The organism is Cellulosimicrobium sp. BMG9.23 (assembly GCF_059159985.1).
The window spans coordinates 108,233-133,469 of sequence record NZ_JBZGBZ010000011.1; the positions used below are offsets into that span (position 1 = coordinate 108,233).

The window sequence follows — 25,237 nt, forward strand, 5'->3', positions numbered from 1 at the left end:
GACCACGGTTCTATCTCGCCCCGTCGTGGTCGCTCGACCGCGCCGGGGCGACGGAGGCGATGCGGTGCACCGCGACGGTGAGCTCCGCGTCGCGCGCGGGATCCTGCGCACGCAGCCGCCCGGCGTCGAGCGTGAGCGGTCGCACGAGCCGCCGGGTCGGGGTCCCGACGGACCCCACGACCTCGAGCCACACCGACGAGCCGTCCGCGATCGCCTCGCGCAGGAGACCCAACGCGGCCGCCGGGTCCGTTGTTCCATCGTCCCCGGCGCGTCGGCCCGCACCGCGCACCGCTGATCCGTCCGCGAGCGCCACGTCTGGGTCCGGGTCCGGGTCCGCCGAGCGTCCGGTCGTCGAGCCCGCCGCGGCCGTGCCCGTGCCCGACGACGCCCGCCCGCCCCCGCGACCCGTCGCACCTCCCGGGGCGCCGGGCAGGGCGGAGCCGTTCTGCCGTCGGGACGACGAGGCGTCGGCACGGCCCGACGGTCCGCCGTCGTCGTGCCCTTGACCTTGACCCTGAGCCGCCGCGTCGGCCGCGTCGGCCGCGCGCAGTCGCGCGACGAGCGCCGCGTACCTCTCGCCGGCCGGACCGGAGCGCCCGTCGCCGGGTCGCGGTCCGTCGTCGTCGGCGCCCGGACCGAAGCCCGCCGCCGCCGCGCGGGCACGTCGTCGGCCGACCACCAGACGACCGCCACCGGGCGGACCGGGGCGCCGGCCGCCGTCGGCCACCAGCACCCGCCCGTCCGGCCCCTCGACCGCCGAGACCACGCCGCGGGCGCGCAGCGCCGCCTGGAGCTCGCCCGCCGGGACGGCCGCGACGAGGACGGTGGGTGCGATCCGCACGAGCCCGAGGTGCCGCAGCGCGGTCGCCTCGACCAGGCCCGCGAGCAGCGCCGGGTCCTCGGCCCGGACGTAGCTCGACGCGGAGCCGACGCGCACGCGCCCGTGCCGTCGCGCGGCGTCCCGCACGAGGTACTCGAGCGCCTGGGGGACCGGCGTGCGCGAGTGCGCCGCGAGCTCGGCGAGCAGGTCGTCCGCCGTGCGCCCGTGGTCGAGCGAGCGCACGACCGACTCGGCGGAGAACCGGACCGTCGTCGCGGCGCCGCGCGACTCGACGTCGGCCGCGATCTCCACGAGCCGGCTCAGCGGGCCCGACGGACGCCCCGGCACGATCCCCGTGAGGTCGCCCTGCAGCAGGAGCTCGTCGACCTCGGGCGGCAGGACGGCCTCGAACGCGGCGGGGAGCGCCGGAGCGGGCTCGTCGGCCTGGCCGAGCAGCGCGCGCCCCGGCGCCGAGAGTGCCCCCGCGCCCGTGACGCCCAGCAGCGCGGCCTCGCGCAGCAGGCCGGCGACCGCCTGCTCCGGCGGCACCGCGCGCGGCGTGCGCCAGCGCAGGACCTCGACGACCTCGGGTGCCGCGGGTCCGCGTCCGGGGAGGGCCGCGAGCACGTCGAGCACCGTGCTCCGCAGCCGCGGCACCCACGGACGCCACAGCTCCGGGTCGAGCGCGCCGCGCAGGGCCCCCTTCTCGTCGCGGCTGCCCACGAGCCACGGGGTGCGGCGTGAGCGCCACCAGCCGCGCGCGAGCGTCGCCCAGCGGTCGCCGAGGTCGTCGTCGAGCCAGTCCTCGGCCGCCGCGGTCGCGGTGAACGACGGCGGGTCGTCGCCGTCGTCCGCGACCAGCCCCGCCGCGGCGGCGAGCTCGACGACCGCTGCCGCCGTCGCGTCCTCGACCTCCAGCGTCGCGGCGGCGCGGCGCAGCTCCCGCACGCCGAGCCCGCCGGAGCGCAGCACGCCCGGCGGTTCCTCCTGCCAGGCCGTGACGAGCCGCGCCACGAGCCGCACGGCCTCGATCCCGGCGCTCGCGGACTCCGCGTCGACGGTCGCCCCAGGGACCTCCCGGACGTCAGGCACCGGTGCCGTCGTGCGCACGTCACGGTGCGTGCGGCCGCCGCGCAGCGCGAGCCCGACCTCGCGGGGCAGGACGACGTGCCGGTCCTCGGTGGTGCGCAGGTACCCGCGGTCGACGAGCCACCCCACGGCACGCCGGGCTCCCGGGTCGGTGCGGGGTGCCACGCCGACCGGTGGGCCCCACGTGAGCGCGTCGAGGATGGCCGACGCACCGGGCGGGGCGTCGGCCGGGAGCGGGATCGCCGGGACGTCGTCGGGCGCGACGCCTGCCGCGGGGCCGAGCCCGGCGGGGTAGGGCCCGAGGATCTCGGCGAGGCCGGGAGCGGGACGACGGCTCGCGGGACGCCCGGGGTCGGGGGACCAGACGAGTGCCGCCTCGGAGAGGTGCGCCAAGGTCTCCGTGGTCGCCCGGACGCCTGCCGTGCCGCGGATACCGAGCGCGGCCGCGATCTCGCGGGGCGTCGTCGGACCGGTCACCGGGTCGAGGAGCAGCACCGACTCGAGCACGTGGAGCTCGAAGGCGCTGAGGCCCGCCAGCACGCGCTCCAGGCTCGTGCGGCTCGACGCGCGGGCGGCGAGCGACAGCAGCGTCGACGGCGAGGGCGTGGCCAGGTCGGGGCGTCGCGTCAGGAGCGCGACGAGTCGCGCGTCGTCGCTCGAGCGCAGGGTGTCGCTGAACGTCGCGGACCGTCCGGAGGTGGAGGTGGCCATCCGTTCGATGCTACGCGGACGGAGCGCCCGCGCGGGCACGGGCCGGGCGTCGTCGTACCTCGCGAGATCGGCAGGCCGGCGCGAGATCGGTCCTTGCGAGGACCGATCTCGAGACGAGCTGCCGATCTGGCGCCGAACTGCCGATCTGGCGCCGACGAGCCGCTAGCGTCTGCGGGGAGGAAACCGAGGGAGCGGCGGCGGCAACAAGCGGTCCGGGCGCAACGACCGGACGACCTCGGGCGGCAGCACTGCCAGGACGCGGTGCTCGACGGATGCCGCCGAGTCGGACGCCATGAAGCGCAGCATCCGCCACCGGGCGCGCTCGGCCGCCTCCTGACGCCGCTTCTCCTGGACGAGGACGCGACCCGGGTCGTCCCGCGGAGCGAGACCGTCGCCGGAGGTCCGGTACTTGACCAGCCCGTCGAACTCGAGCAGCAGCCGCCACTCCTCCCAGCCGGCGTCAGCGCGGACGCGGCCGATCGACGTGCGGATCTCGAGCTGCGTCGTCGGGCGCGGCAGGCCGAGGCGCAGCACGACGTACCGCAGCCATGACTCCCACGCGGACTCGGCGCCGGGGTCGGCGAGCGCGAGGACGTGCCTCGCCCGGCGGACGCCGCGCGCTCCGGGCACCTGGCGGTCCAGCACCGCGTTGACGGCCTCGCGGGAGACGCCGGACGCCATGGCGGAGTCGGCGACGACGAGACCGTCGAGCGGGGGCGACGTGCGCAGGCAGTCCGCCACCGTACGAGCGGGGGAGGTGACCGGCAGGCCGCCGACGATCACGCGCTCGCCCGGGTCGAGCGGGATCCGGTGCCGGGTGACGTCGTCCGCCGAGACGCTCGACGCGTTGTACGTCTGAACGACGTGCGTCGTCCTCGGCGCGGACCACAGCCGGAAGCCGTGGAGCAGCGCGGCCGTCGCGTGACTCAGCGTGTGGTCCGCGGCGAGCTGGAGGTGCAGCGCACGGGCGCGGTCGGCAGCCAGCTCGCGCTCCGCGGCGTACCGCGAGGCGTGCGGCGGGGTCTGCGGGCGATACGCGCCGCGGCGCACGCGTTCCCACGCGCCGTCGTGCACGGCCTGCGCCGCCGTGCCGGGCGGGTGCTCGCGGGCCAGGAAGATCGGGCGGTCGAGGTCCGGACTCATGGAGGGAGCGTGTCGCGGGTTCTCCCCGCGGCGTCTCGAGCGGGCCGCGGCCTGTGGACGGGAATCACAGGCGCCGGTCCTCTGGACGGCCAGAAACCCTGCGGTCACGCCGAACAACCGATCTCGGCGCCGGATCCTCGTCCGCGTCTCCGTCCGCCGGAGCGTCTCAGGCGCGCGCGGTGCGGCGGCAGACCTCGTCCCACGGGGTCGGCTCGATGCCGAACCGGGCGCGAGCCGCCGAGTCGTCGAGGACGTAGGGGCGCTCCCACTGGTAGACGATCTCGCGCAGCTCGCGCATGAGCGGAGAGAAGAGGCCCACGGCCGCGAGTCCGGCCCCGCGCAGCGACCGCACGCGGACGGGCGGCAGGCCCGCGCTCGCGAGCACGTCCGTGAGCGCCTGCTCCTGGCTGCGGGGCGCGTTGCTCGGCGTGTGCCACGTGCGGCCGTGCGCGCCGGGGTCCTCGGCGGCCGCGACGAGCGTGCGCGCGGTGTCCTGCACGTCGGTGAAGGTGTGCAGCAGGTCCGTGCGACCGATCATCGTCACCGCCTTCCCGCGCGACGCCGCCGGGAGGACGCGCGACACGTGGCCGTTGGCACCGACGCCCGGACCCATAAAGTCCGCGCTGCGCACCTCGACGACGCGGACCTTCCCGGCGTCGTGCGCGGCGAGCGCGTCGGCCCAGAGCCGGGCGCGCAGCACGCCCTTGTGGTCGGTCGCGGTGTCGGGCAGGTCCTCGCTCAGGGGTCCCTCGACGGGTCCGTACGGGTAGAGGTTGCCGGTGATCGCGTAGACGGCTCCGCTCCGCTCGGCGGCCGTGAGCATCGACGCGGCGAGCGGCGGCCACACGCGCTCCCACTGCGTGTAGTCGCCCGGGTTGGCGCAGTTGTGGAGCACGTCGGCGCCGTCGGCCAGGCGGCTGAGCGCGTCGGTGTCGGCCGCGTCGAGCGCGACGTGCCGGACCCCGGGGATCCCCGTGTCGCGACCGCTGCGCGTGACGACGGTGACGGACGACCCCCGCGCGGCGAGCAGGTCGGCGACGTGGCGTCCGACCGGGCCGGCGCCGACGACGACGTGGCGGTCGAGAGGGGTGCTGGTCATGGCGGTCTCCATTTCCGAGAGCGGTGCTCTCACTGTGAGGAGCGTGGCACGGGCGCAGCGCGAAAGCAAGAGCACTGCTCTCATTGGCGTGCAGTGCTCTCCTCTGCCACCCTGGACCGCATGGCAGCACCCCGGAACGCCCGCGCCCTGGCCCGAGAGACCCTGACGCGCGAGATCCTCGACGCCGCGCGCGCCCGGCTCGCGACCGACGGCCCGAGCGCCCTCTCCCTCCGGGCGGTCGCGCGCGACGTCGGCATGGTGTCGTCGGCCGTGTACCGGTACTTCCCGAGCCGCGACGCGCTCCTCACGGCGCTGCTCGTCGAGTGCTACGACGAGCTCGGCGCCGCCGTCGAGGGCGCGGAGGCCGCCGTCGCGCGCGAAGACCTCGAGGGTCGCTGGGTCGCCGCGTGCCGCGCGCTGCGGTCGTGGTGCGTCGCGCGGCCGGGGGACTTCGCGCTGCTCTACGGCACGCCGGTCCCGGGCTACGCCGCGCCGCGCGACACCGTCGAGCCCGCGACGCGGGTCGTGCGGGTCCTCGTCCGGATCGTCGGCGACGCGTGGGCGGCCGGGCGGGAACCCGTCCCGGCGCCGGTGGGCGCCGCCGACGCCACCGCGCTCGTCGCCGACGCCCGCGCCTACGTCGCGGCGCGCGGGCTCGTCGGTCCGGACGCGCCGACGGAGAGCGTCGTGCGGACCCTCGTCGCCTGGACGACCCTGTTCGGCACGGTCTCGTTCGAGCTGTTCGGGCACCTGGAGCGCACGGTCGGCGACCGCGCGTCGTGGTTCGACGCCGTGGCCCTGCGGGTCGGGGCGGACCTCGGCGTCGTCGGGCGCGCCGCCGACCCGGGGAGCGCTGCGCCCTGAGCTGCCGTCCGGCGGGCGGTATCGATGCGGCGGCTGCCCGACGAGGCCGGTAGCCTGAGGGTTCTGATCCCTACGAGCACGAACGAGGTCCACGTGCCCACCGGCAAGGTCAAGTGGTTCGACACCGAGCGCGGCTTCGGCTTCATCGCCGACGACGACGGCGGCGAGGTCTTCCTGCACGCCTCCGCGCTCCCCGCGGGCGCGCCCGCCCCCAAGCCCGGAGCGCGCGTCGACTTCGGCGTCGCCGACGGCCGTCGTGGCCCGCAGGCGCTCGCCGTCAAGCTCCTCGACCCCGCGCCGTCGGTCGTGAAGGCCAAGCGCCGCTCGGCCGACGAGATGGCCGTGATCGTCGAGGACCTCATCAAGGAGCTCGACGGGATCGGCAACGGCCTGCGCCGCGGCCGGTACCCGGAGAAGGACAAGACGACGAAGGTCGCCGCCGTGCTGCGCGCGGTCGCGGACGAGATCGAGGCCTGAGCATGAGTGCCGTGGCAGCCGCCGAGCAGCGCGCGCGTGGGGTGTCCGCGCGTGCCGCGCGCGACGCCGTCCTGACGGGCGCCGTCGACATCGCCCGCGCCGCGGCCGAGGAGGTCGCGGAGAACCCGCAGGACGTCGGCGAGCACCTCGGCACCGTCGCGGAGGCCGACCGGCTCATCTCCCACCGGTTCGCGTGCACGATGCGCGGCTACGCCGGCTGGCACTGGACCGTGACCCTCGCGCGCGTGCCCCGCGGGCGCGTCGCGACGGTGTGCGAGGTCGAGCTCCTGCCCGGTGACGGCGCGCTGCTCGCGCCCGCCTGGCTGCCGTGGTCCGAGCGCCTGCAGCCGGGCGACGTGGGTCCTGGCGACGTGCTGCCGTTCCGCGCCGACGACCCGCGCCTCGAGCCCGGTTACGTCCCGACAGGTGACGAGCAGGAGGACGCCGTCGCGATCGAGGAGCTCGCGCTCGCTCGCGCCCGCGTGCTCTCGCCGGAGGGTCGGGACGAGGCCGCGGAGCGCTGGTACCGCGGCTCGCGCGGCCCGACGACGCGCGGCGCCGTCGCGTCGGCGGCCGAGTGCGGGTCCTGCGGCTTCCTCGTGCCGCTCCAGGGCGCGCTCGGCCAGGTGTTCGGCGTGTGCGCGAACGCGTGGTCGCCCGACGACGGCAAGGTCGTGAGCCTCGACCACGGGTGCGGCGCGCACTCCGAGACGGACGTCGACCCCCAGCCGAGCGACTGGCCCGAGGCCGCGCCGCTCATCGACGAGATGCACGTCGAGCTCGTCTCGATGCTCGAGGCAGCGGCTCCGGCCGAGCCTCCTGCGGCGACGATCGACGTCGTGGCCGGGACCGATGTCGTGAGTGGGACCGACGCCGTGAGCGAACCCGACGCCGTGAGCGAACCCGACGCCGCGGACGGCACCGAGCCGGCGGAGCCGTCGCGAACGGCCGAGGACGAGCCCGGGGCGTGAGCCACGACCCCCTCGGGACCGCGGCGCTGCGTCGCGCCGTCCTCGAGGCCTGGCGGTCGTCGCCGACCCGGTTGCGCGAGGACGCCAACACCGAGGAGGACCACGCCCACGGCTCCTACCGCGACCGCGTGGTCGTCGAGCTCGCGCAGAACGCCGCCGACGCCGCCGCTCGCGCCGGGGTGCCCGGCCGTCTGCTCCTGACGCTGCGGCCGTCGGGCCGTCGCTCCACCGGCGACGCGACCGGCAGCACGACCGGCGCGACCGGCGCGACCGGTGCCGACGGCGCCGACGGCGCCTGGGTGCTGCGCGCCGCGAACACCGGGGCGCCGCTGGACGCCGCGGGCGTGGCCTCGCTCGCCGCGATGCGGGCGTCCGCCACCGGGGAGCGTGGCACCGGGGCGACCGTCGGCCGGTTCGGTGTCGGGTTCGCCGCGCTGCGCTCGGTCTCCGACGAGATCCGCATCGGTGCCGGGGACCGCGCGGTCGGCTTCTCGCTGGACCGTGCCCGCGTCGCGCTCGAGGACGTGGTGCGCGACGACGCCGCTCTCGCGGCCGAGGCCGCCCGGCGCGGCGACCGGCTCCCTGTCCTGAGGCTCCCGTTCCCTACGGCCGTCGAGGTCCCGACGGGCTACGACACCGCCGTCGAGGTCGTGCTGCGCGACGCGGCCGCGAGCGCCGCGGTGCGCGCGGAGCTGGCGGCCGTCGGCGACCCGCTGCTCCTCGCGCTGCCGGCTCTCGCGGAGGTCGTCGTCGACGACGGCGACGGCCCGCCCCGACGGGTCGCGGGCGTCGAGGACCGCTGGACCATCCTGCGCCGCGGCGGCGACCTCGACGAGGAGCTGCTCGCCGGCCGACCCGTCGAGGAGCGGTCGCGCGCCCGGTGGTCGGTCACGTGGGCGCTGCCGCGCGAACCGGGCCCGGCGGCCGGTCCCGAGCTCCCGCGCGTCGTGCACGCGCCGACCCCGACCGACGAGCCGGCGACCTTCCCGGCCTTGCTGCTCGCGTCGTTCCCGCTCGACCCGTCGCGCCGGCACGTGTCCTCGGGAGCCCTGACCGAGCACGTGGCGCGCCGGGCGGGCGAGGCGTACGCGGAGCTGCTCGGGGCGGAGGCGCTGCGCCGCGGGGCCGACGTCCTCGCCCTCGTGCCGACGGGGCTTCCCGCGGGCGCCGTCGACGCCCTCGTGCGCGACGCGGCCACCGACGTCCTGCGGCGCACGCCGCTCCTCCCCGTGGCGGGCTCACCGCACCTGGTCCGCCCCGCCGACGCGCGGGTGCTGACCGGGGACCTCGGCGCCGACGCGGCCGTGCTCGACGTGCTCGGCGTGCCGGACCTGGTCTCAGTGCCGCGGCACCTCCTCCCGGTCGCCCGCTCGCTCGGGGTGGAGGTGCTCGACCTCGCGGACGTCGTCGACGATCTCCGGGCCCCCGCCGGCCCCGGCGGCTGGCGCGCCCTCTACGACGCGCTCGCGCCGCACGCCGCGGACCCGGCCGTGCGGGAGGCGCTCGGCGCCGTCCCCGTGCCCCTCGCCGGCGGCCGCACGGCCCGCGGGGCGCGCGGGCTCGTCCTGCTCGACGCCGACGAGCCGCTCACCCTCACCGCGCACGACGCCGCGGACCTGGGCCTGCGCGTCGTCGACCCGGACGCGGCGCACCCGCTCCTCGAGCGTCTCGGCGCGCGTCGGACCTCGGTCCGCGACCTCGTCGCCGACGACGCGGTCCGCGCGCGCGTCCTCGCCGCAGCAGCCGCGTCCGACGACGGCGAGGACGTCACGGCGGCGGTCGAGCCCTTGCTCGCCCTCGTCGCGTCAGCGGTGGCGACGGGTCTCGACACCACGCCCTTCTGGTGGGGAGAGCTTCCGCTCGCGACCGGGGACGGCGAGACCGCGGCGGCCCGCTCGCTGGTCCTGCCGGGGTCGTGGGCGAGCCGTGTCCTCGACCTCGACGTGGTGGACCAGGACGTGGTCGAACGCTGGGGCGAGGCCGTGCTGCGCGCGGTGGGGGTCGTCGTCGGGCCGACGGTGCACCGGGTGCATGACGCCCTGACCCCCTCGCCGGGAGAGGAGCCGGTCCTCGCGCCGCACGGCGCGGAGGGCTGGTTGCCGGACTGGTCGGGGTACCTGGAGCACGTGGCGGCCGCGCTCGGAGCCGGGGTCTTCGTGGGCGACGTCGCGGCCGTCGCCGACCTCGACGCGGTGACCGACGACGCGTGGCCCGAGGTCCTCGCCGCGATCGCCGCGGACCCCGCCGCGCGGGCCGCGCTGCTCGAGCCGGTGCGCGCGCCGGACGGGCGGGAGGCGCCGTCGTACACGGCGTGGTGGCTGCGCGAGGAGCTCGGCGGGCCCTTCGCCCTGGGCGACGTCTCCTTCCTGCGCCCGGCCCCGCCCGAGCTGGCCGGGCTCGAGCCGACCGGGTCCGACGGCGCGGCGCTCGACGAGGCGGTCCTCGTCGCGCTCGGCGGTGTGCGAGACCTCGACGGGCTCGCGCCGGACGAGTGGGTCGGGCTCCTGGACGGGCTGCCCGACGTCGGGACGGGGCTCGCCGCCGACGACGCCGTCACCGTGTGGCGAGCGCTCGCGGGCCTCGCCGCCCGCGGGGAGGAGCTCGACCCGGCGCCGGACCGGCTGCCCGCGCTCGGCCCGCGGGGTGTCGAGGTCGCGGACGCGGCGGAGGTCGTGGTCGCGGCGGACCCGATGTGGTCGCCGCTGCGCCCGGTGCTCCCTGCTCCCGCGGCCCTGGTGGGCGCCGTCGCCGACCTGCTCGACGTCGCCGTCGCGCCGCCCGCCCCGCCACCCGACGCCGCGGGCACGGCGCGGGAGGTCCCCGAGCCGGTGCGCCGGGTCCTGGGGGACGCGCCCGGGACGTGGACCGAGCACGCGGACCTGCGGGTGCAGGGGGTGCGGGTGCCGTGGTGGGTCGTGGGTACGGGGTCTGCGGCGGCGGTGCACGGGGACGGTTCGGGGGCCCTCGCGGCGGCGCTGGTCGCGGCGGCAGGGAGGTTCGCGCTGCGGCACCTGGTCGAGGAGGTGCTGCGCGACCCCGAGCGCGCCGAGCGGGCCGTGGCGTCGTCGTTCTGGGACGACGCAGGCTGAGCGGCGCGTTCCGCGTTCCGCCGATGTCAGTCGGTCGTGCGGCCCCGGTGGTCGTCGCGCGGGACGACCGGGAGCTCGGCGGTGCCCGCACGGTAGCTCTCGCGGTGCCCGCGTTCCCACCACAGGCCGACGCCCCCGAGGAGGAGGCCGACGACGCACGTCGCGACACCGCGGGCGGTGGGCATGCCCGTCGCGAGGAGCACGACGCACACCAGCAGGGCCGCCGCCCACAGCGCGACGCCCCACAGGATCACGGCGCGCAGGTCCACGCGCAGAGGCGCCGGCTCGGGTCGGCGGCGGTCGGGGTGGAGCAGGAGCGTGACGAACGTGGGCACGTCGTCATCGTACCGGCGGGCCAATTCACCCGGTGATCCACGTCACAGCGGGCCGTCCGCGTCGTCTTACCTGGTGTGATGATCACCAGCGTCGCCCGACGGCCCGCCGCGACGGCGCGGCAGAGCTGGGCGGCCCGGGTCGCCACTCGTCGGCCGACCGGCGACCAGAACGCCCGAACTGGACGATTGTCCAAACTCTTTCACTCGTTCCCCGACGTTGCAGGAATCGTTGGAATCCTGCGCTCCGCAGGACCTGACGGATCGTGTCGGGCAGTCCTCTTCTCACCCGGGTGAAAGCCCGTCGGAATTCACTGCCGAGAACTTCTACGAACTTAGGATGAGTCGCCATGCAGGGGTATCAGGAGCCAGGAGGTGGACGCGTGTCCCACGACGTCGAGCACGACGTACGACGCGGACTGCGCTCCCTCCTCGTCACCTCGCCCGCAGCACGCGTCCGCCGCGCGCGGGCAGCCTTCACCGACAGCCACTGGCAGGTGGCCTACCGCCACCGGCTCCTCGTCACGGACACGGCCGCCGTCGCGGTCGGCGTGCTCGTCGCGTACTTCCTGCGCTGGGACCAGTTCGTCGAGCAGCCGGTCCGCAGCAACCTGCACGTGCCGTACGTCGCCCTCAGCCTGCTCATCGGGGTCGCCTGGTCCGTCTCGCTCGTCGCGACACGGACGCGCGACCCCCGGGTGCTCGGGAGCGGACCCACCGAGTACCACCGCGTGTTCGACGCGTCGTGGCGGCTCTTCGCGGTCTTCGCCGTCCTGGCGTTCCTCCTGCGGTTCCAGGAGGCGCGGGGCTACCTGGCCTTCGCGTTCCCCATCGGTCTCGGCGGCCTCCTGCTCGGGCGCTACCTGTGGCGCCAGTGGCTCCACCGGCAGCGCGCCCACGGGCTGGCACGCTCCGCGGTCCTGGCCATCGGCCACCGCGAGCAGGCGGAGCGGCTCATCCGTGACCTCAACGGTCGCAGCGAGTCCGGCTACCGCGTCGTCGGGGTGTGCGTCCCGTCGGGCCGCATCGAGGAGGGCGAGACGGTCGACGGCATCCCCGTCCTGGGCTCCCTGCGCGACGCCGGCGAGGTCGCCGCGCGGGTCGAGGCGGACATCGTCGCGGTCTCCGGCTCCGACTCCATCACGGCCGAGGTGGTCCGACGGCTCGGCTGGGAGCTCGAGCCGTACGGCGTCGACCTCATGCTGACGGCGGAGCTCGTCGACGTCGCGGGGCCGCGCATCACCATCACCCCGGCCGAGAGCGTGGCGCTCCTGCACGTCGACGCCCCGCGCTTCACGGGGCCCCGGTTCATGGTGAAGACCGCGACCGACTGGTTCGGTGCCGCGCTCATCACGCTCGTGCTGCTGCCCGTCCTCGTGGCCGTGGCGCTCGCGGTGCGGTGCACGAGCCGCGGACCGGTCTTCTACCGCCAGGAGCGCGTGGGCCGCAACGGGCAGGTGTTCCCGATGTTCAAGTTCCGGTCCATGCGGACCGGCGCGGACCGCGAGGTCGGCGCCCTCGTCGAGCAGAACGACGGCGCTGGTCCCCTGTTCAAGCTGCGCGACGACCCCCGGGTGACCCGGGTGGGCCGCGTGCTGCGCCGGTACTCGCTCGACGAGCTCCCGCAGCTGCTCAACGTGCTGCGTGGTGACATGAGCCTCGTGGGCCCGCGGCCGCCGCTGCAGAGCGAGGTCCAGAAGTACGAGATGAAGGTGCGCCGTCGTCTGCTCGTCAAGCCCGGGCTCACCGGGCTGTGGCAGGTGGGCGGGCGCTCGGACCTGTCGTGGGAGGAGAGCGTCCGTCTCGACGTCTACTACGTCGAGAACTGGACCCTCTTCGGCGACTTCCTCATCCTCGCCCGCACGGCACGCGCCGTGTTCGGCGGGCACGGCGCCTACTGAGGCGGGGGTGGTCCGCCATGAGGGTCTCCGTCGTCGGGTGCGGTCGCCGCGGTGCGGTCCAGGCGGCGTGCCTCGCCGCAGCGGGCCACGACGTCGTCGCCCTGGAGGCGGACCCGTCCGTCCGGCGGCGGCTGCGCGCCGGGCTGCCCACGACCGCCGAGCCGCGGCTGCGGCGGCTCCTCGCCCTCGCGCTGCTCAGCGGGAGGCTGCGGCTCACCGGTGACCGGACGGCGGTCGCCGGCGCCCGGGTGCACGTCCTGGCCGTAGGGACCGGTGTGGTCCCGGGAGGTCTGGCCGCCGGGGACGACGAGCTGCGCGCCGGTGCCCGGACCGCGATGCTGCGCGACGTCGTCGAGCAGCTCGCGCCCCACCTCGGGCCGGGGGACCTCGTCGTCGGCCGTGCGAGCGTCCTGCCGGGTACCGCCGCATGGCTCTCGGCGTCGCTCGCGGCCGACGGCGTGCGCGCGGACGTCGTGTGGGTGCCGGACGAGCACCGGCCCGGCCACGCCGTCCTCGACACGCTGCGCCCGAGCCGTCTCCTCTACGGGGTGCCGGCTGGTGGGCCGGGGGAGCGGGCGGTGGCGATCCTCGACGCGCTCCATGCCCTCCAGCTCGCCGCGGGGACACCCCGCGAGACGACCGGCCTCGAGCACGCGGAACTGGTGGGAGCACCTGTCCCGGCTGCGCTCGGCGCCGCGTGAGGCGCGCCACGGCGGGGCACCCTATCCCGGTTACGCCCCCGTAACCCGCGTCTGGCAGCATTCTCCCCATGTCTTCCCCCACCTCCGTCCGTGAGGACGAGCAGGCACCCCCGCCTGCCAACAGCGCGATCGACCGCTTCTTCAAGATCACCGAGCGCGGCTCGACCATCGGCACGGAGGTCCGCGGAGGCCTCGTGACGTTCTTCGCGATGGCGTACATCGTCGTGCTCAACCCGCTCATCATCGGGACCGTGCAGGACGGCACGGGCCAGTTCCTCGGCGGCGGCGACGCTCCCGACTTCGGCAAGGTCGCCGCGGCGACGGCGCTCGTCGCGGGCATCATGACCATCGCGATGGGCGTCTTCGCCAACTTCCCGCTGGGCCTGGCCGCGGGCCTCGGCCTCAACGCCGTCGTCGCCTACTCGATCGCGTCCCTGCCGGGCGTGACGTGGGCCGACGCCATGGGCCTCGTGGTGATCGAGGGCCTCATCATCCTGCTGCTCGTGCTCACCGGGTTCCGCGAGGCCGTGTTCCGCGCCGTGCCCGTCGAGCTCAAGACGGCGATCAGCGTCGGCATCGGCCTGTTCATCGCGCTCATCGGCCTCGTCAACGCAGGCTTCGTCACCGCGGGCAGCGGCACGCTCCTCGCGTTGGGCAACCTCGGCACGTGGCCGATCCTCGTGTTCGTCGTGGGCCTCGTGCTGACGATCGTGCTGTGGGTGCGCAAGATCAAGGGCGCGCTGCTCATCGCGATCCTCACGGCCACCGCCCTCGCGGTCGTGCTCGAGAACACCCTGAACATCGGGGCGAAGGCGCCCGACGGCTCGAACCCGGACGGCTTCAACCTCAACGCCCCGACGTTCGACGGCGTCGTCGACGTCCCCGACTTCGGCCTCCTCGGGCAGTTCTCCCTGCTGGGCTCGTTCGAGAACATCGCGACGGTCACCGTCATCCTGCTGGTCTTCTCGCTGCTCCTCGCGGACTTCTTCGACACGATGGGCACGATGGTCGCGGTCGGCGCGGAGGCGAAGCTCCTCGACGCGGACGGCACCCCGCCGCGCACGCGCGCGATCCTCGTCGTCGACTCGATCGCCGCGGCGGCCGGCGGTGCCGGGTCGGTCTCGTCGAACACGAGCTACGTCGAGTCGACGACCGGTGTGGGCGAGGGGGCCCGGACGGGCCTGGCGTCGGTCGTCACGGGCGTCGCGTTCCTGCTCGCGACGTTCCTGTCGCCGCTCGTCGCGCTCGTCCCCTACGAGGCCGCGGCGCCCGCGCTCGTCTTCGTCGGGTTCCTCATGATGACGCAGATCGCCGGCATCTCCTGGAAGGACGTCGAGATCGCGATCCCGGCGTTCCTCACGATCATCATCATGCCGTTCACGTACTCGATCGCCGACGGCATCGGCGCGGGCTTCCTCGCCTTCGTGCTCATCAAGCTCGCGCTCGGCAAGGTCCGCGCGATCCACCCGCTCATGTGGGTCTCGTCCGCGATGTTCGTCGTGTACTTCCTGCTCGGCCCGATCCGCGAGGCGCTCGGCCTGTAGGGCCGGCACCGTGACGCGGGCCCGGGAGCCGGGCCCGCGTCGTCGGGCACGCGCCCAGGTCCTGTGGATAGAAAGCATCCACGACGAAGGGGTCCCTGTATGGCTTTTATCCATGGGGACAACTCTGCGGTCGCCTGCCGGCGACCTTCACGACGAAGACGGCACGCGCGCTCGGCGTCCACCCCCGCGACCTGTACCGGTGGCGTGACGACGGCGACATCATCGAGCTCTCGCGCGCCGTGTACCGAAGAGCAGACGCGCCACAGGCGACCTACCCGGACCTGCTGGCCGTCGCCTACCGGGCGCCGCGGGCGATCGCGTGCTGCGTGACCGCCGCCGCGGTCCACGACCTGACAGACGAGCTGGAGACGACGGTGCAGATCGCCGTCTCTGCCGCGCACAACGCGGTGCGCATCGCGTTCCCTCCGACGACGGTGTTCCGCTTCGACCCGGACACGTTCGAGCTCGGGCTCGGCGAGGTCGAGGCGGCACCGGGGGAGAGCGTCCGGATCTACGACAAGGGCCGAACCGTCGTCGACCTGATGCGCCTGCGCGGTCGGATCGGCGAACCGGTCGCCCACGCGGCGCTCAACCGCTACCTCTCTTCTCCAGGCGCGCGGCCAGCGCTCCTGCTCGAGTACGCCAAGGCTCTGGACGTGTTCGGGCCCGTGCGAACCGCCCTCGACGTGGTGAGCGCGCGATGAGCCGCCCGCGCCGCGACTCGGCATCCGGTCGGGCCTACCCGGACCTGCAGAACCGAGCCCGCCGCGAGGGCCGACGCACGCAAGACCTGCTGACCATGTACGTCGTCGAGCGGTGGTTGGCCCGGCTCGCGCGCTCCTCGTACGCCGAGGACTTCGTGCTCAAGGGCGGCATGCTGCTCGCTGCGTTCGGCACGCTCGACGCGACGGCAGAGAGTTCGGTTGACGATGGCCTCTGGATCGCGGCAGAACGGCGCTGGGAGCGCCGAGCACGCCCTCTGGGAGGTTTCATTATCGTTGCTTTTCAAGCGATTGTCACCGACCATGGTAGTTGTGGAGCAGATCCGAGCTGAAGAACAGGTGGGTATGCGAGTGCGCTCAGCGAGGCTCGCACGCGCGTTGGACCAGCGGGATCTGGCCGAGCGGGCGGGGGTGTCGTTGAGTGCCTTGCGGCGGCTCGAGGCGGGCGAGGGCAGCACACTCAAGACGGTGATCGCTGTGACCAACGCCCTTGATCAGCCGCTGGTCATGACTGACTCATCTGTCAGGGCCACGCGCCGCCGTGCTCCGCGCGTCACGCAGACCCGTCCTCGGCTGGAGCGGCGTGAGGAACGCGTCTCCCTCGAGCTTCACCGGGCCGTCGTGCGCCACCTGCGCGCTGATGACCGTCGGGTGCGCGACGTCGCTCGTGCGAACCTGCCCCTGCTGCGCCGTACCGTGCACGGAGACCAGGCTCGCCGCTGGCTCGACGAGTGGGAGCGGGCGCTCGCCGGGACGACCGCCGACATGGTCGCGCTCTGCCTGCGCGAGGACGAGCACGGGATCGACATGCGTCAGGTCTCACCGTTCGCGGGCGTCCTCGCCGATGACGAGCGTGTCGCGGCAATCCGCAAGGCACGGTCCTGGTGAGGCGGGAACAGCTCGAGCACGCGATCCGTGCCGCGACGCAGATCCTTGAGCAGGACCGGGTCATCGTCATCGGGTCCCAGGCTGTGCTCGGATCCTGGGAAGAGGAGCAGCTGCCCAATCAGGCCACCATGTCTGTCGAGGTGGACATCTGCCCGCTACGCGATGACGACGCCGAGACGCTCGCTGATCGTCTTGACGGCGCAGTCGGGGAACTGTCCACCTTCCACATGACGCATGGCTTCTACATCCAGGGTGTCGGTCGGCAAACGGCGATCCTTCCGTCGGACTGGAGCGACCGTCTGGTTGAGGTCTCGTCCGACGCGACCGGCGGGGGAACGGGACTCTGCCTCGAACCGCACGACCTGTGCGCGGCAAAGCTGCTAGCCAACCGGGAGAAGGATCACGTGTTCGTGACGGCGCTCGTGCAGGCGGAGCTCGTCGACCCCAACATCATCTGGGAGAGGGTTTCCGCGACAGAGACGGAGCCTGAGAGGATCTCCGCGGCCCGGAGATTCCTGCGACCTCACTGCGACCGGTGGGCCGCCCTGGGCCTCGCCCCGCAGGCCGCATCTCGTGCGCGTCAGCGGGATCGTCGAGCGTGATCTGACGCCGCGGAGCCAGCCTGGACGGGTTCCGGCCTATCACCGGGACGGCGGTACCATGTCCGCGGTCGGTGCGCATGTGCAACGGCCGCGGATCGAGCGAGACGGTGACAGTGACGGCACGAGGGGGCTCACGCCTCGATGAGGCGCGCAAGGCCCTCTGGCATTTTCGCCGCGGTGGTTTGTCCCAGTTGCGGACGTATCTGCGTCGACGCGGCATCGCGAGGCCGGCGGGTGCGCAGGGCGCGATCCGCACCGACAGCGGTGTGACGTTCGAGCCGTGGGTACCGTCTGAGCGCCCTGTGACCCGCCCGGCGTTGCGCGTCGGCGTGATCCTCGACGACTTCTCCCGCCTCGCGTTCGGGTTCGAGTGGGACCAGGTGGCCGTGACGCCGCAGTCGTGGCGGGCCGAGCTTGACACGCCGCGCGACGGTGGCCGCCCGGGTCTCGACCTGCTCTTCGTCGAGTCGGCGTGGAACGGCAACGCGGGCGCGTGGCAGTACCACCTGACGGGTCCGACGGCGCCCCGTCCGGCGCTCGTGGAGCTCCTGGCCGCGTGCCGTGAGCGCGGCGTGCCGACGGTCTTCTGGAACAAGGAGGACCCGGCGCACTTCGAGGACTTCCTCGACACCGCGGCGCTGTTCGACCACCTGTACACGACCGACGTCGGGCGCGTGGACGCGTACCGCGAGCGGCTCGGGCACGACCGCGTGGGCGTGCTCGCCTTCGGCGCGCAGCCGGCGATACACAACCCGGTGCGCGCGCACGGGGACGGGCCGAGCGGCGACGTCGCGTTCGGCGGCATGTACTTCGCGCACAAGTACCCGGAGCGCCGCGCGCAGATGGACCTGCTGCTCGGTGCGGCGGTCGACGTCTCGCCACGCATGGAGCACGGCCTCGAGATCTTCTCGCGCTTCCAGGGCGGCGACGAGCGCTACCAGTTCCCTGCGCCGCTCGGGGCGCACGTGGTCGGCTCGCTCGACTACGACCGGATGCTCACCGCGTACCGCGAGTACAAGGTGTTCCTCAACGTGAACTCGGTGGTCGACTCGCCGAGCATGTGCGCGCGCCGGGTCTTCGAGATCACGGCCTGCGGCACGCCGGTGGTGACGACGCCGAGCGCGGCCATCGGCGAGTTCTTCCCGCCCGACGAGGTGTTCGTCGTGGGCGAGCGGGCCGAGGCCGCGCACACGATCCGCGCGCTCGTGCGCTCGCGCGAGCTGCGTGACCGTGCGACGCACCGAGGGCAACGGCGCATCTGGCGGGAGCACACGTACGGCGCCCGCGTGCAGCGCGTGCTGCACGACGTCGGGCTGGCTGAGTCCCCGACGGTGCGTCGCCTCGGCGTGAGCGCACTCGTGTCGACGAACCGGCCCGGTCAGCTCGACCACGTCCTGCGGACGGTCGGCGGGCAGCGCGACGTGGACGTGCAGCTCGCGTTGCTCGCGCACGGGTTTGACGTGGACGAGGCGGACGTGCGCGTGCGGGCGAAGGAGGCCGGGGTCGAGGACCTCGTGCTCCTCCGTGCGGGAACGGACGTGTCGCTGGGGGAGTGTCTCAACCGGCTCGTCGCGGCGTCCGACGGGGACGTCGTCGCGAAGATGGACGACGACGACCTCTACGGCGCGCACTACCTCTCCGATCAGCTCGACGCTATGGCGTACGCCAGTGCCGAGGTGGTCGGCAAGCAGGCCCACTACATGCATGTGGCGTCGCTCGACGCGACCGTGCTGCGGTTCGCGGAGCGTGAGCACCGGTACACAGATTTCGTGATGGGCCCGACGATCGTGGCCGACCGCACGCTCGTCGAGCGGGTGAAATTCGCCCATATGGCACGGGGTGAGGACACCGGCTTCCTACGATCAGCGGTGGACGCCGGGGCACGCGTGTTCTCCGCCGACCGCTTCAACTTCGTCCAGGTGCGCTCCGGCGGGGCGCACACCTGGGACGTCACCGACGCCGAGCTGCTCGCGAGCGGTGAGGTCCAGTTCTACGGACGTGCAGACGCGCACGTCCTCGTCTGAGGGGAATCATGACCAGCACCACTGTGTGCGTCGTCGGGCTCGGCTACATCGGGCTCCCGACGGCGGCGATCCTCGCGTCGAACGGCGTGAACGTCATCGGCGTGGACATCAACGAGCGCACGGTGGAGGCCGTGAACCGGGGTGACGTGCCCTTCGTCGAGCCCGACCTGGCGACGTACGTCGCGGGCTCCGTGACGCAGGGGACTCTGCGGGCGACGACGAAGCCCGAGCCGGCCGACGCGTTCATCGTCGCCGTACCGACGCCGTTCACGGAGGGGCACAAGCCCGACCTTTCGTACATCCAGGCCGCGGCCGAGGCCATCGCGCCGCACCTGTCGGCAGACGCGCTGGTGATCCTCGAGTCGACCTCGCCGCCGCAGGCCACGCAGCAGATGGCGGACTGGATCCTCGCCGCCCGCCCGGACCTGTCCCTCGACGGTTCTGAGGGCCGCGCGGTCATCCACGTGGCGCACTGCCCCGAGCGCGTGCTTCCTGGCCGCGTGATGATCGAGCTCGTGACGAACGACCGGATCGTCGGTGGGCTCACCACGGCGGCCGCGGAGCACGCCAAGGAGCTCTACCAGGTCTTCTGCCAGGGCGAGATCCTCCTCACCGACGCGGTGACTGCCGAGATGGCGAAGCTCGTCGAGAACTCCTACCGCGACGTCAACATCGCGTTCGCGAACGAGCTGTCCCTCATCTCGGCAGATCTCGGCATCGACGTGTGGGAGCTCATCCGCCTCGCGAACCACCACCCGCGCGTCAACATCCTGCAGCCGGGACCGGGCGTGGGCGGTCATTGCATCGCCGTCGACCCGTGGTTCATCGTGGATGCGGCGCCGGAGCGGGCGCAACTGATCCGGACCGCCCGCGAGGTCAACGACGCCAAGCCCGAATACGTGATCTCGCGGGTCAAGGCACACGCGGACCGGTTCAAGGCGCCCCGCATCGCCGTGCTCGGCCTCGCCTTCAAGCCGGACATCGACGACCTGCGCGAGTCTCCTGCACTGGCCATCGCCGCTCGACTGGCTGCGGAGGTCGACGACGCGGTGGTGCTCGCAGTGGAGCCGCACATCGACGAGCTGCCGCGTTCTCTCGCAGGGCGGACGAACGTCGAGCTCCGCGACCTCGGCAGCGCCGTCGCCGAGGCGGACATCGTCCTGGTGCTCGTCGACCACACCGACTTCAAGCAGGCAGACCGCAAGCCGCTGCGGCTCCGCGAGAAGATCGTCATCGACACGAAGGGCGTCTGGCGGTGACGAAGCCTTCGCTGGTTGCCAGAGCGCGCCGACGCATCGCCGGGCCCGTCCCGAAGGCGACTCTTGCGGGTCGCGAGCTCGACAGCTACATCGCCGAGGCCAAGGAACGCTGGGCCCAGGGTCGCCGGGACGCGGCGCTCGAGTCCATCAGGCGCGCGACCCTCCTCGGACCGCGCCGCGCGGATCTCTGGTATCTCTACGGGCAGTGGGCGATCGATGCCAAGCGTTCGGACGTCGCCTACGAGGCGATCCGTAGCGCGCTGGACGTCCGGCCGTGGCACCTCGGCGCGTACGAGCTTCTCATCGAGCTGGTGAGGAGCAAGGACAAGTCGCCGTCGATCCTCACCGACGCGCTCAGTGCTCTCGTCGCAGAACTCCCCGCGCACCCTGAGGCTCATCGCGCGGCGCTCGACTTCCTCATCCCGCAGAAGAGCCTCGACGGCATTCGTACCGTCGCCAGCGGTCTTGACCCGGTCGCGGGGTACGCCGCTCGCCTCTTCTTGGAACGAGACGCAGAGACGTCCACCCCTTCGACGAGTTCGTTGACCGACGACCAGCGCCACCAGGCTGAGCTTGTCTATGCGCTTGCCATCGGTCGCACCGGTACGTCCGTCGCTCTGCTGAAGTCGTTGCCCCCCGAGCATGTCCCGATCGACGCGCTGCGACGGGCCATCCGGCGCAGCCTCGCTCGTGAGCAGGACAAGCGCAGTGTGAAGCTTCTTCGCGAGTACGCACGCGTCCGCCCGACCGACGGCTGGGCACGCACGACGCTGAAGACGATCGAGCGTCGGCAGGAGCTGGAAGAGAAGGCGACGCCGTCCGGTGCGCCGACGAACTACCAGCTCGCGAAGCGTGGTTTCCCGTTCGGCAAGCGCAAGGACACGCCCGCCTACGAGCCCGATCCGCGCAGCACGTTCTACCTGCTCCACAACTCGCTCCCGTACAGCTCTGCGGGGTACGCGACGCGCTCCCACGGTCTTCTACGGCAGCTCAGCACCGAGTGGAACACCCGTGCGGTGACCCGTCTGGGCTTCCCGTTCGACACCCCGGGGCACGACGAGCTCCAGTCGATCGCCGACGTCGACGTGATCGACGGTGTCACGTACTCCCGCTTGAGCACGGAGACGGGCAGGTGGCAGAAGAACCCGATCACCGACTACGTCACTCAGTACTCCGACGCGCTCGCTGCTCTCGCCGCGGAGCACAAGCCGTTCGTCATCCATGCTGCGTCGAACCACTGGAACGGCCTCACTGCGGTCGAGACCGCCCGTCGTCTGGGCATTCGCTCCGTCTACGAGGTTCGCGGGCTCTGGGAGGTCACCCGTGCTTCCCGCAACCCGGAGTGGCACGACTCGGGGATGTACCGGTACGTCAAGCGGATGGAGGCAGACGCAGCGTCTGCAGCTGACCGCGTGATCACCATCACCCGCGGTCTGCGCGACGAGATGATCGACCGGGGCGTGGACCCGGCGAAGATCGCGGTGGTACCGAATGGCGTCGACACCGAGAGATTCACGCCGATTCCTCGTGACCTCGAGCTGCAGCGGCAGCTCGGGCTCGAGGGAAAGACGATCATCGGGTATGTCGGATCGGTCCTCGACTACGAAGGCCTCGACCTCCTCATTCGCGCCGCGAGCCGGCTGGCAGGCGAGCGAGAGGACTTCCACGTCCTGATCGTCGGTGACGGCGCGGAGAAGGAGACGTTCGAGACCTTGGCCGAAGAGCTCGGTGTACTCGGAACCTTCGTCACCTTCACCGGGCGCGTGCCGCACGCAGACGTCGAGCGCTACTACTCGCTGATCGACATCGCCCCCTTCCCGCGTGCTCCCATGCCCGTGTGCGAGCTGGTCTCTCCGCTCAAGCCGTTCGAGGCCATGGCGATGGGCAAGGCGGTGGTCTCGTCGGACGTCCGGGCTCTCGCCGAGATCGTCACGGACGGTGAGAACGGTCTGCTGCACACGAAGGGCGACGTGGTATCGCTGGAGAGCGTGCTGCGTCGACTCCTGGACGACGACGAGCTGCGCAACCGGCTCGGAGCCCAGGCGCGCGACTGGGTCGTCCGCGAGCGGGACTGGCGCAACTTGGCGACACGCGTCTCGGAAATCTATGAAGGTCTCAGTTCCGGGGCCGCGTTGCGTTCGGGGACGTGACATGGGACCGACGATTGCGAACGCCCGCGAGGTGGCACTGCGTCAGGCCTTCGGGGTCGGGTTTGAGGCAACCGCTGACGACCGGTCGTCAGCCAGGGATGCACAAGCAAGAACGCTGAGGCTTCCCCCGCACCCTGCATATACTTTCCCCTCCCGGATCGACTGGCGTGCCGATCCATTTACCCAGCGCAATTGGCGGGCGCAGCTTCATATGCTCCGTTGGATCGATCCTCTGCGCCGGCAGGCGCGAATCGGTCGCGTCAGCGAGTTCCAAACGTGGGAAGAGATTGTCCACGACTGGATCAATGCGAACAGTGATCCGAAGCGCACGATCGTCTGGGCGTGGAAGGATATGGTCGACGCGATCCGCGCCGAGGTCATACTGTATGGACTTCCGTACGCCCGTGATGTCGAAACGGTCATGGACGCGCTTGCGCTGCATCGCGACTGGCTGATGGACGCGGAGAACCTTGGGCACTCGAATCACGCTCTCCATCAGCATTCCGCCCTCTTCCAGTTGGGAAGTGCGTTGGGGGACGTGACCGCGACCCGCAAGTCGCTCGCACGGCTGCGCGACTACTTCGCCTCAAACTACGATACGCAAGGCCTGAATGCTGAAGGAGCACCTGGATACTGGGAACTCAATCTCCGGTGGGGGCGTGAGGTACTCGATCGGCTTCGCCGTGAGGGCCAGGACGCTGACTTTATCGCTGAGTCGCTCAAGCTTGCGGCAGAGTCAATCGCCCATGCGACTCGTCCTGACGGCCGAATCGAGGCGCTCGGCGACACGGTTGCGGGGCGGCCGCGCGCCGGTCAGGATGACGTCATCGAGTATGCCCGTTCGCAAGGCGAGGGCGGAGTCCCACCGCCTTCGATGTCCAAGGTGTACATGGGTGGGTATGCTTTCGGACGGTCCGGCTGGGGCGAGACGAGGCGGGGCGTCGGCGAAGAGAGCTTCTACTCTCTTGTATTCGGTAGCGCGAGCAAGGTGCATGGGCACGTAGATGCGGGGAGTTTCACGTTCTTCGCCGGCGGCTCGCCGATCGTCGTCGATGCCGGGAAGTACTCGTACACCAACACTGCCGAGAGGGCGCACTTTGTGTCGCGCAATGCGCACAACGTGGTGGTGATAGAAGGGGCCGAGTATGACAGGACCAGTGTGGTGTCTCTGGTCCGGCACGAATCGAACGACGTGTACGACTACTTCAAGCTCGAAGACACTGGCTACGCCGGTGTCGTGCTTAGACGAGATGTCCTCTACCTACGCCCCGCTGACGCGCTTCTCATCATCGACACGGTGATCGCGGACCGACAGGTTGAAGCCGAGCTCAGGATTCTCGTCGATCCGCGTCGCGTAGTGGAGCGGCGTGCTGGTCACCTGCTCGTCGGGGACGGGGGAATCGCTTTTGGCGGAACGCTACCTGATATCGGAGTCATCAAGGCCGCCCCCGGACGCTTGGATGGATGGGTTTCCGAGCGGTGGAACGAGATGACACCGTCTCATCTCGTGACGGCGCGGAAGGTCGGGCGCCGATTCCGGATTGTCACCGCCGTGTGCGGGCAGCGCCCGACAGGCCGTCTCCGCTCGGTTGAGCTCGACGACGGAGCGCGGGCATTTCGCATCGACTCATCATCGGGACCGTACGACGTCGTGATCGACGACGCGGGCGTCCGGGTGGAGCGTGCGGACGGTTCCAGTGCGGCCCTGCCGCCGCCGCTGGAGGCCGTTGGGACGGCGACCGTCGCGGAGGTTGAGTCGGCGGTAACTGGTGCCCGTCGGCTGCTCGCCGGAGGGCAAGCAACATCGCTGGACGGGGCCATGGACGCGGATCTGCGTCGGCTTCGCGAGCACATCGGTCGCGGGCACGACTACGGCGGACTCGTCACGATTCGAGATCTCCGTGAAGCCGGGGTCGCCGCCGGCCTTCTCGAACCGGACCATGCCAGGGATGCGATCCGCTCTGCCTATCCCTACGACCGAGCCGCGTCTCCAGGAGTGAAGGATGTAGTGGTGCACGGTGACACCGTGGTGGCGGGACTGGTCGGCGCGGCACCGGCGACCCACGTGATCGACGTCGGTGCGCTCGCACTCCCCATCCGTGTCGAACCATGTGGCACCACAACCATGCTCGTCGGGTTCTCGGGTGCTCTCGAACGGACACGTGACAGGCTCCCACGCTTCGAGAGAGCCACAAGCCTGTCGCGATTCGGACGGACGACGGCCGTAGTGTCAGACCCGACGCTTGATCTGCGATCGGACTTGGGGCTCGCTTGGTATCTGGGAACGCTCACGCGGAACCTCCATGCCGACATCGCCGACGCCCTCAGATTACTCTCCGTCGCCGTCGGGGCCTCGAGAATACTGCTGGTAGGAAGCTCCGGGGGCGGTTTCGCCGCACTGCAAGTCGGAAGCTATCTCACCGACAGTCATGTGGTCGCGATCAATCCGCAGACAGATGTGCGTCGATATCACGCACGCTTCTCGCAGAAGGCGCTCGCGCTTGTATCCGGAGACCCGTCGGGTAGTCCGATCGATGTTCAGCGGATCTCCGCGGTCGAGCGCCTGCGCGCCGGGCACTCGGCCCTGAGCGTCACACTGGTGGGGAACCGTGGCGACGGCCATCATATGGCGAGTCACATCGGCCCTTATGTATCGGTCGCAGAGGAGGTCGGCGTCCGTGTCCAACTGGTAGAAGTTGACTGGGGGCGCGGGCACGTGGGACCAACGCGCGACGCCTTTTCGACCATCGTCACGAGCGCCCTCACCAAGCTCGAAGAATTTGAGAGTTGACGAGTAGGCCGCGGCAGCGAAATGGCCGGGCCGGGGACCGGTGTATCGCGGGAATGGTCA

Annotated in this window: 19 protein-coding genes and 1 pseudogene; 16 read left to right on the top strand and 4 right to left on the bottom strand. The window is 72.4% G+C overall.

The window, feature by feature from the left end; translation table 11 throughout:
- Positions 1-10: 10 nt before the first annotated feature.
- From AC4H2G_RS19230 to AC4H2G_RS19240, 3 genes are all read right to left on the bottom strand, one after another.
- Entirely contained in the window at positions 11-2,620 is a 2,610-nt protein-coding gene (locus AC4H2G_RS19230; RefSeq protein ID WP_494367340.1) for a helicase-associated domain-containing protein, read from the bottom strand.
- 162 nt (positions 2,621-2,782) lie between these two features.
- Positions 2,783-3,763: a type IV toxin-antitoxin system AbiEi family antitoxin domain-containing protein gene (locus AC4H2G_RS19235; RefSeq protein WP_494367341.1), complete on the bottom strand. Its 981-nt coding sequence runs from the start codon at positions 3,761-3,763 to the stop codon at positions 2,783-2,785.
- A 166-nt stretch (positions 3,764-3,929) separates the two neighbouring features.
- Complete coding sequence (locus AC4H2G_RS19240; RefSeq protein ID WP_494367342.1) at positions 3,930-4,862, bottom strand: NAD-dependent epimerase/dehydratase family protein; 933 nt, start codon at positions 4,860-4,862, stop codon at positions 3,930-3,932.
- A 120-nt stretch (positions 4,863-4,982) separates the two neighbouring features.
- On the opposite strand from AC4H2G_RS19240, the gene AC4H2G_RS19245 reads away from it, so the two are divergent.
- The 4 genes from AC4H2G_RS19245 to AC4H2G_RS19260 all read left to right on the top strand — a co-directional run bounded on the left by AC4H2G_RS19245 (position 4,983) and on the right by AC4H2G_RS19260 (position 10,263).
- Entirely contained in the window at positions 4,983-5,726 is a 744-nt protein-coding gene (locus AC4H2G_RS19245; protein ID WP_494367343.1) for a TetR/AcrR family transcriptional regulator, read from the top strand.
- Between the two features lie 93 nt (positions 5,727-5,819).
- A complete protein-coding gene (locus tag AC4H2G_RS19250; RefSeq protein ID WP_494367344.1) occupies positions 5,820-6,203 on the top strand; it encodes a cold-shock protein in 384 nt (127 codons plus the stop codon).
- A gap of 2 nt (positions 6,204-6,205) precedes the next feature.
- Complete coding sequence (locus tag AC4H2G_RS19255) at positions 6,206-7,174, top strand: DUF3027 domain-containing protein (RefSeq protein ID WP_494367345.1); 969 nt, start codon at positions 6,206-6,208, stop codon at positions 7,172-7,174.
- Positions 7,171-10,263, top strand: a complete 3,093-nt coding sequence (locus tag AC4H2G_RS19260; protein WP_494367346.1) for a sacsin N-terminal ATP-binding-like domain-containing protein — start codon at positions 7,171-7,173, stop codon at positions 10,261-10,263. Before AC4H2G_RS19255 ends, AC4H2G_RS19260 begins: the two co-directional genes overlap by 4 nt.
- A 26-nt stretch (positions 10,264-10,289) precedes the next feature.
- On the opposite strand, the gene AC4H2G_RS19265 is transcribed toward AC4H2G_RS19260, so the two are convergent.
- Positions 10,290-10,598: a DUF2530 domain-containing protein gene (locus tag AC4H2G_RS19265; protein WP_494367347.1), complete on the bottom strand. Its 309-nt coding sequence runs from the start codon at positions 10,596-10,598 to the stop codon at positions 10,290-10,292.
- 380 nt (positions 10,599-10,978) lie between these two features.
- On the opposite strand from AC4H2G_RS19265, the gene AC4H2G_RS19270 reads away from it, so the two are divergent.
- From AC4H2G_RS19270 to AC4H2G_RS19325, 12 genes and pseudogenes are all read left to right on the top strand, one after another.
- Positions 10,979-12,496 (top strand): sugar transferase, encoded by a 1,518-nt coding sequence (locus AC4H2G_RS19270; RefSeq protein WP_494367348.1) that lies wholly within the window; start codon positions 10,979-10,981, stop codon positions 12,494-12,496.
- Between the two features lie 17 nt (positions 12,497-12,513).
- Positions 12,514-13,197: a hypothetical protein gene (locus AC4H2G_RS19275; RefSeq protein WP_494367349.1), complete on the top strand. Its 684-nt coding sequence runs from the start codon at positions 12,514-12,516 to the stop codon at positions 13,195-13,197.
- 68 nt (positions 13,198-13,265) lie between these two features.
- Entirely contained in the window at positions 13,266-14,741 is a 1,476-nt protein-coding gene (locus AC4H2G_RS19280; protein ID WP_494367350.1) for an NCS2 family permease, read from the top strand.
- Positions 14,742-14,875: 134 nt separating this feature from the next.
- A pseudogene (locus tag AC4H2G_RS19285) lies at positions 14,876-14,980 on the top strand (type IV toxin-antitoxin system AbiEi family antitoxin domain-containing protein); the annotation flags it as partial.
- Positions 14,981-15,445 (top strand): type IV toxin-antitoxin system AbiEi family antitoxin domain-containing protein, encoded by a 465-nt coding sequence (locus AC4H2G_RS19290; protein WP_494367351.1) that lies wholly within the window; start codon positions 14,981-14,983, stop codon positions 15,443-15,445. It begins immediately after the preceding pseudogene.
- Complete coding sequence (locus AC4H2G_RS19295) at positions 15,442-15,795, top strand: hypothetical protein (protein WP_494367352.1); 354 nt, start codon at positions 15,442-15,444, stop codon at positions 15,793-15,795. The genes AC4H2G_RS19290 and AC4H2G_RS19295 overlap by 4 nt, the downstream gene beginning before the upstream one ends.
- Positions 15,776-16,351, top strand: a complete 576-nt coding sequence (locus tag AC4H2G_RS19300) for a helix-turn-helix domain-containing protein (protein ID WP_494367353.1) — start codon at positions 15,776-15,778, stop codon at positions 16,349-16,351. The genes AC4H2G_RS19295 and AC4H2G_RS19300 overlap by 20 nt, the downstream gene beginning before the upstream one ends.
- Positions 16,348-16,953 (top strand): DUF6036 family nucleotidyltransferase, encoded by a 606-nt coding sequence (locus tag AC4H2G_RS19305; RefSeq protein ID WP_494367354.1) that lies wholly within the window; start codon positions 16,348-16,350, stop codon positions 16,951-16,953. Before AC4H2G_RS19300 ends, AC4H2G_RS19305 begins: the two co-directional genes overlap by 4 nt.
- Before the next feature lie 302 nt (positions 16,954-17,255).
- On the top strand, positions 17,256-18,977 hold the full coding sequence (locus AC4H2G_RS19310; RefSeq protein WP_494367355.1) for a glycosyltransferase family protein: 1,722 nt from the start codon (positions 17,256-17,258) through the stop codon (positions 18,975-18,977).
- A gap of 8 nt (positions 18,978-18,985) precedes the next feature.
- Entirely contained in the window at positions 18,986-20,236 is a 1,251-nt protein-coding gene (gene wecC, locus AC4H2G_RS19315; RefSeq protein WP_494367356.1) for a UDP-N-acetyl-D-mannosamine dehydrogenase, read from the top strand.
- A complete protein-coding gene (locus AC4H2G_RS19320; RefSeq protein ID WP_494367357.1) occupies positions 20,233-22,386 on the top strand; it encodes a glycosyltransferase in 2,154 nt (717 codons plus the stop codon). The genes wecC and AC4H2G_RS19320 overlap by 4 nt, the downstream gene beginning before the upstream one ends.
- A gap of 211 nt (positions 22,387-22,597) precedes the next feature.
- Positions 22,598-25,177 (top strand): heparinase II/III domain-containing protein, encoded by a 2,580-nt coding sequence (locus AC4H2G_RS19325; RefSeq protein WP_494367358.1) that lies wholly within the window; start codon positions 22,598-22,600, stop codon positions 25,175-25,177.
- The last annotated feature ends 60 nt before the right edge of the window (positions 25,178-25,237 follow it).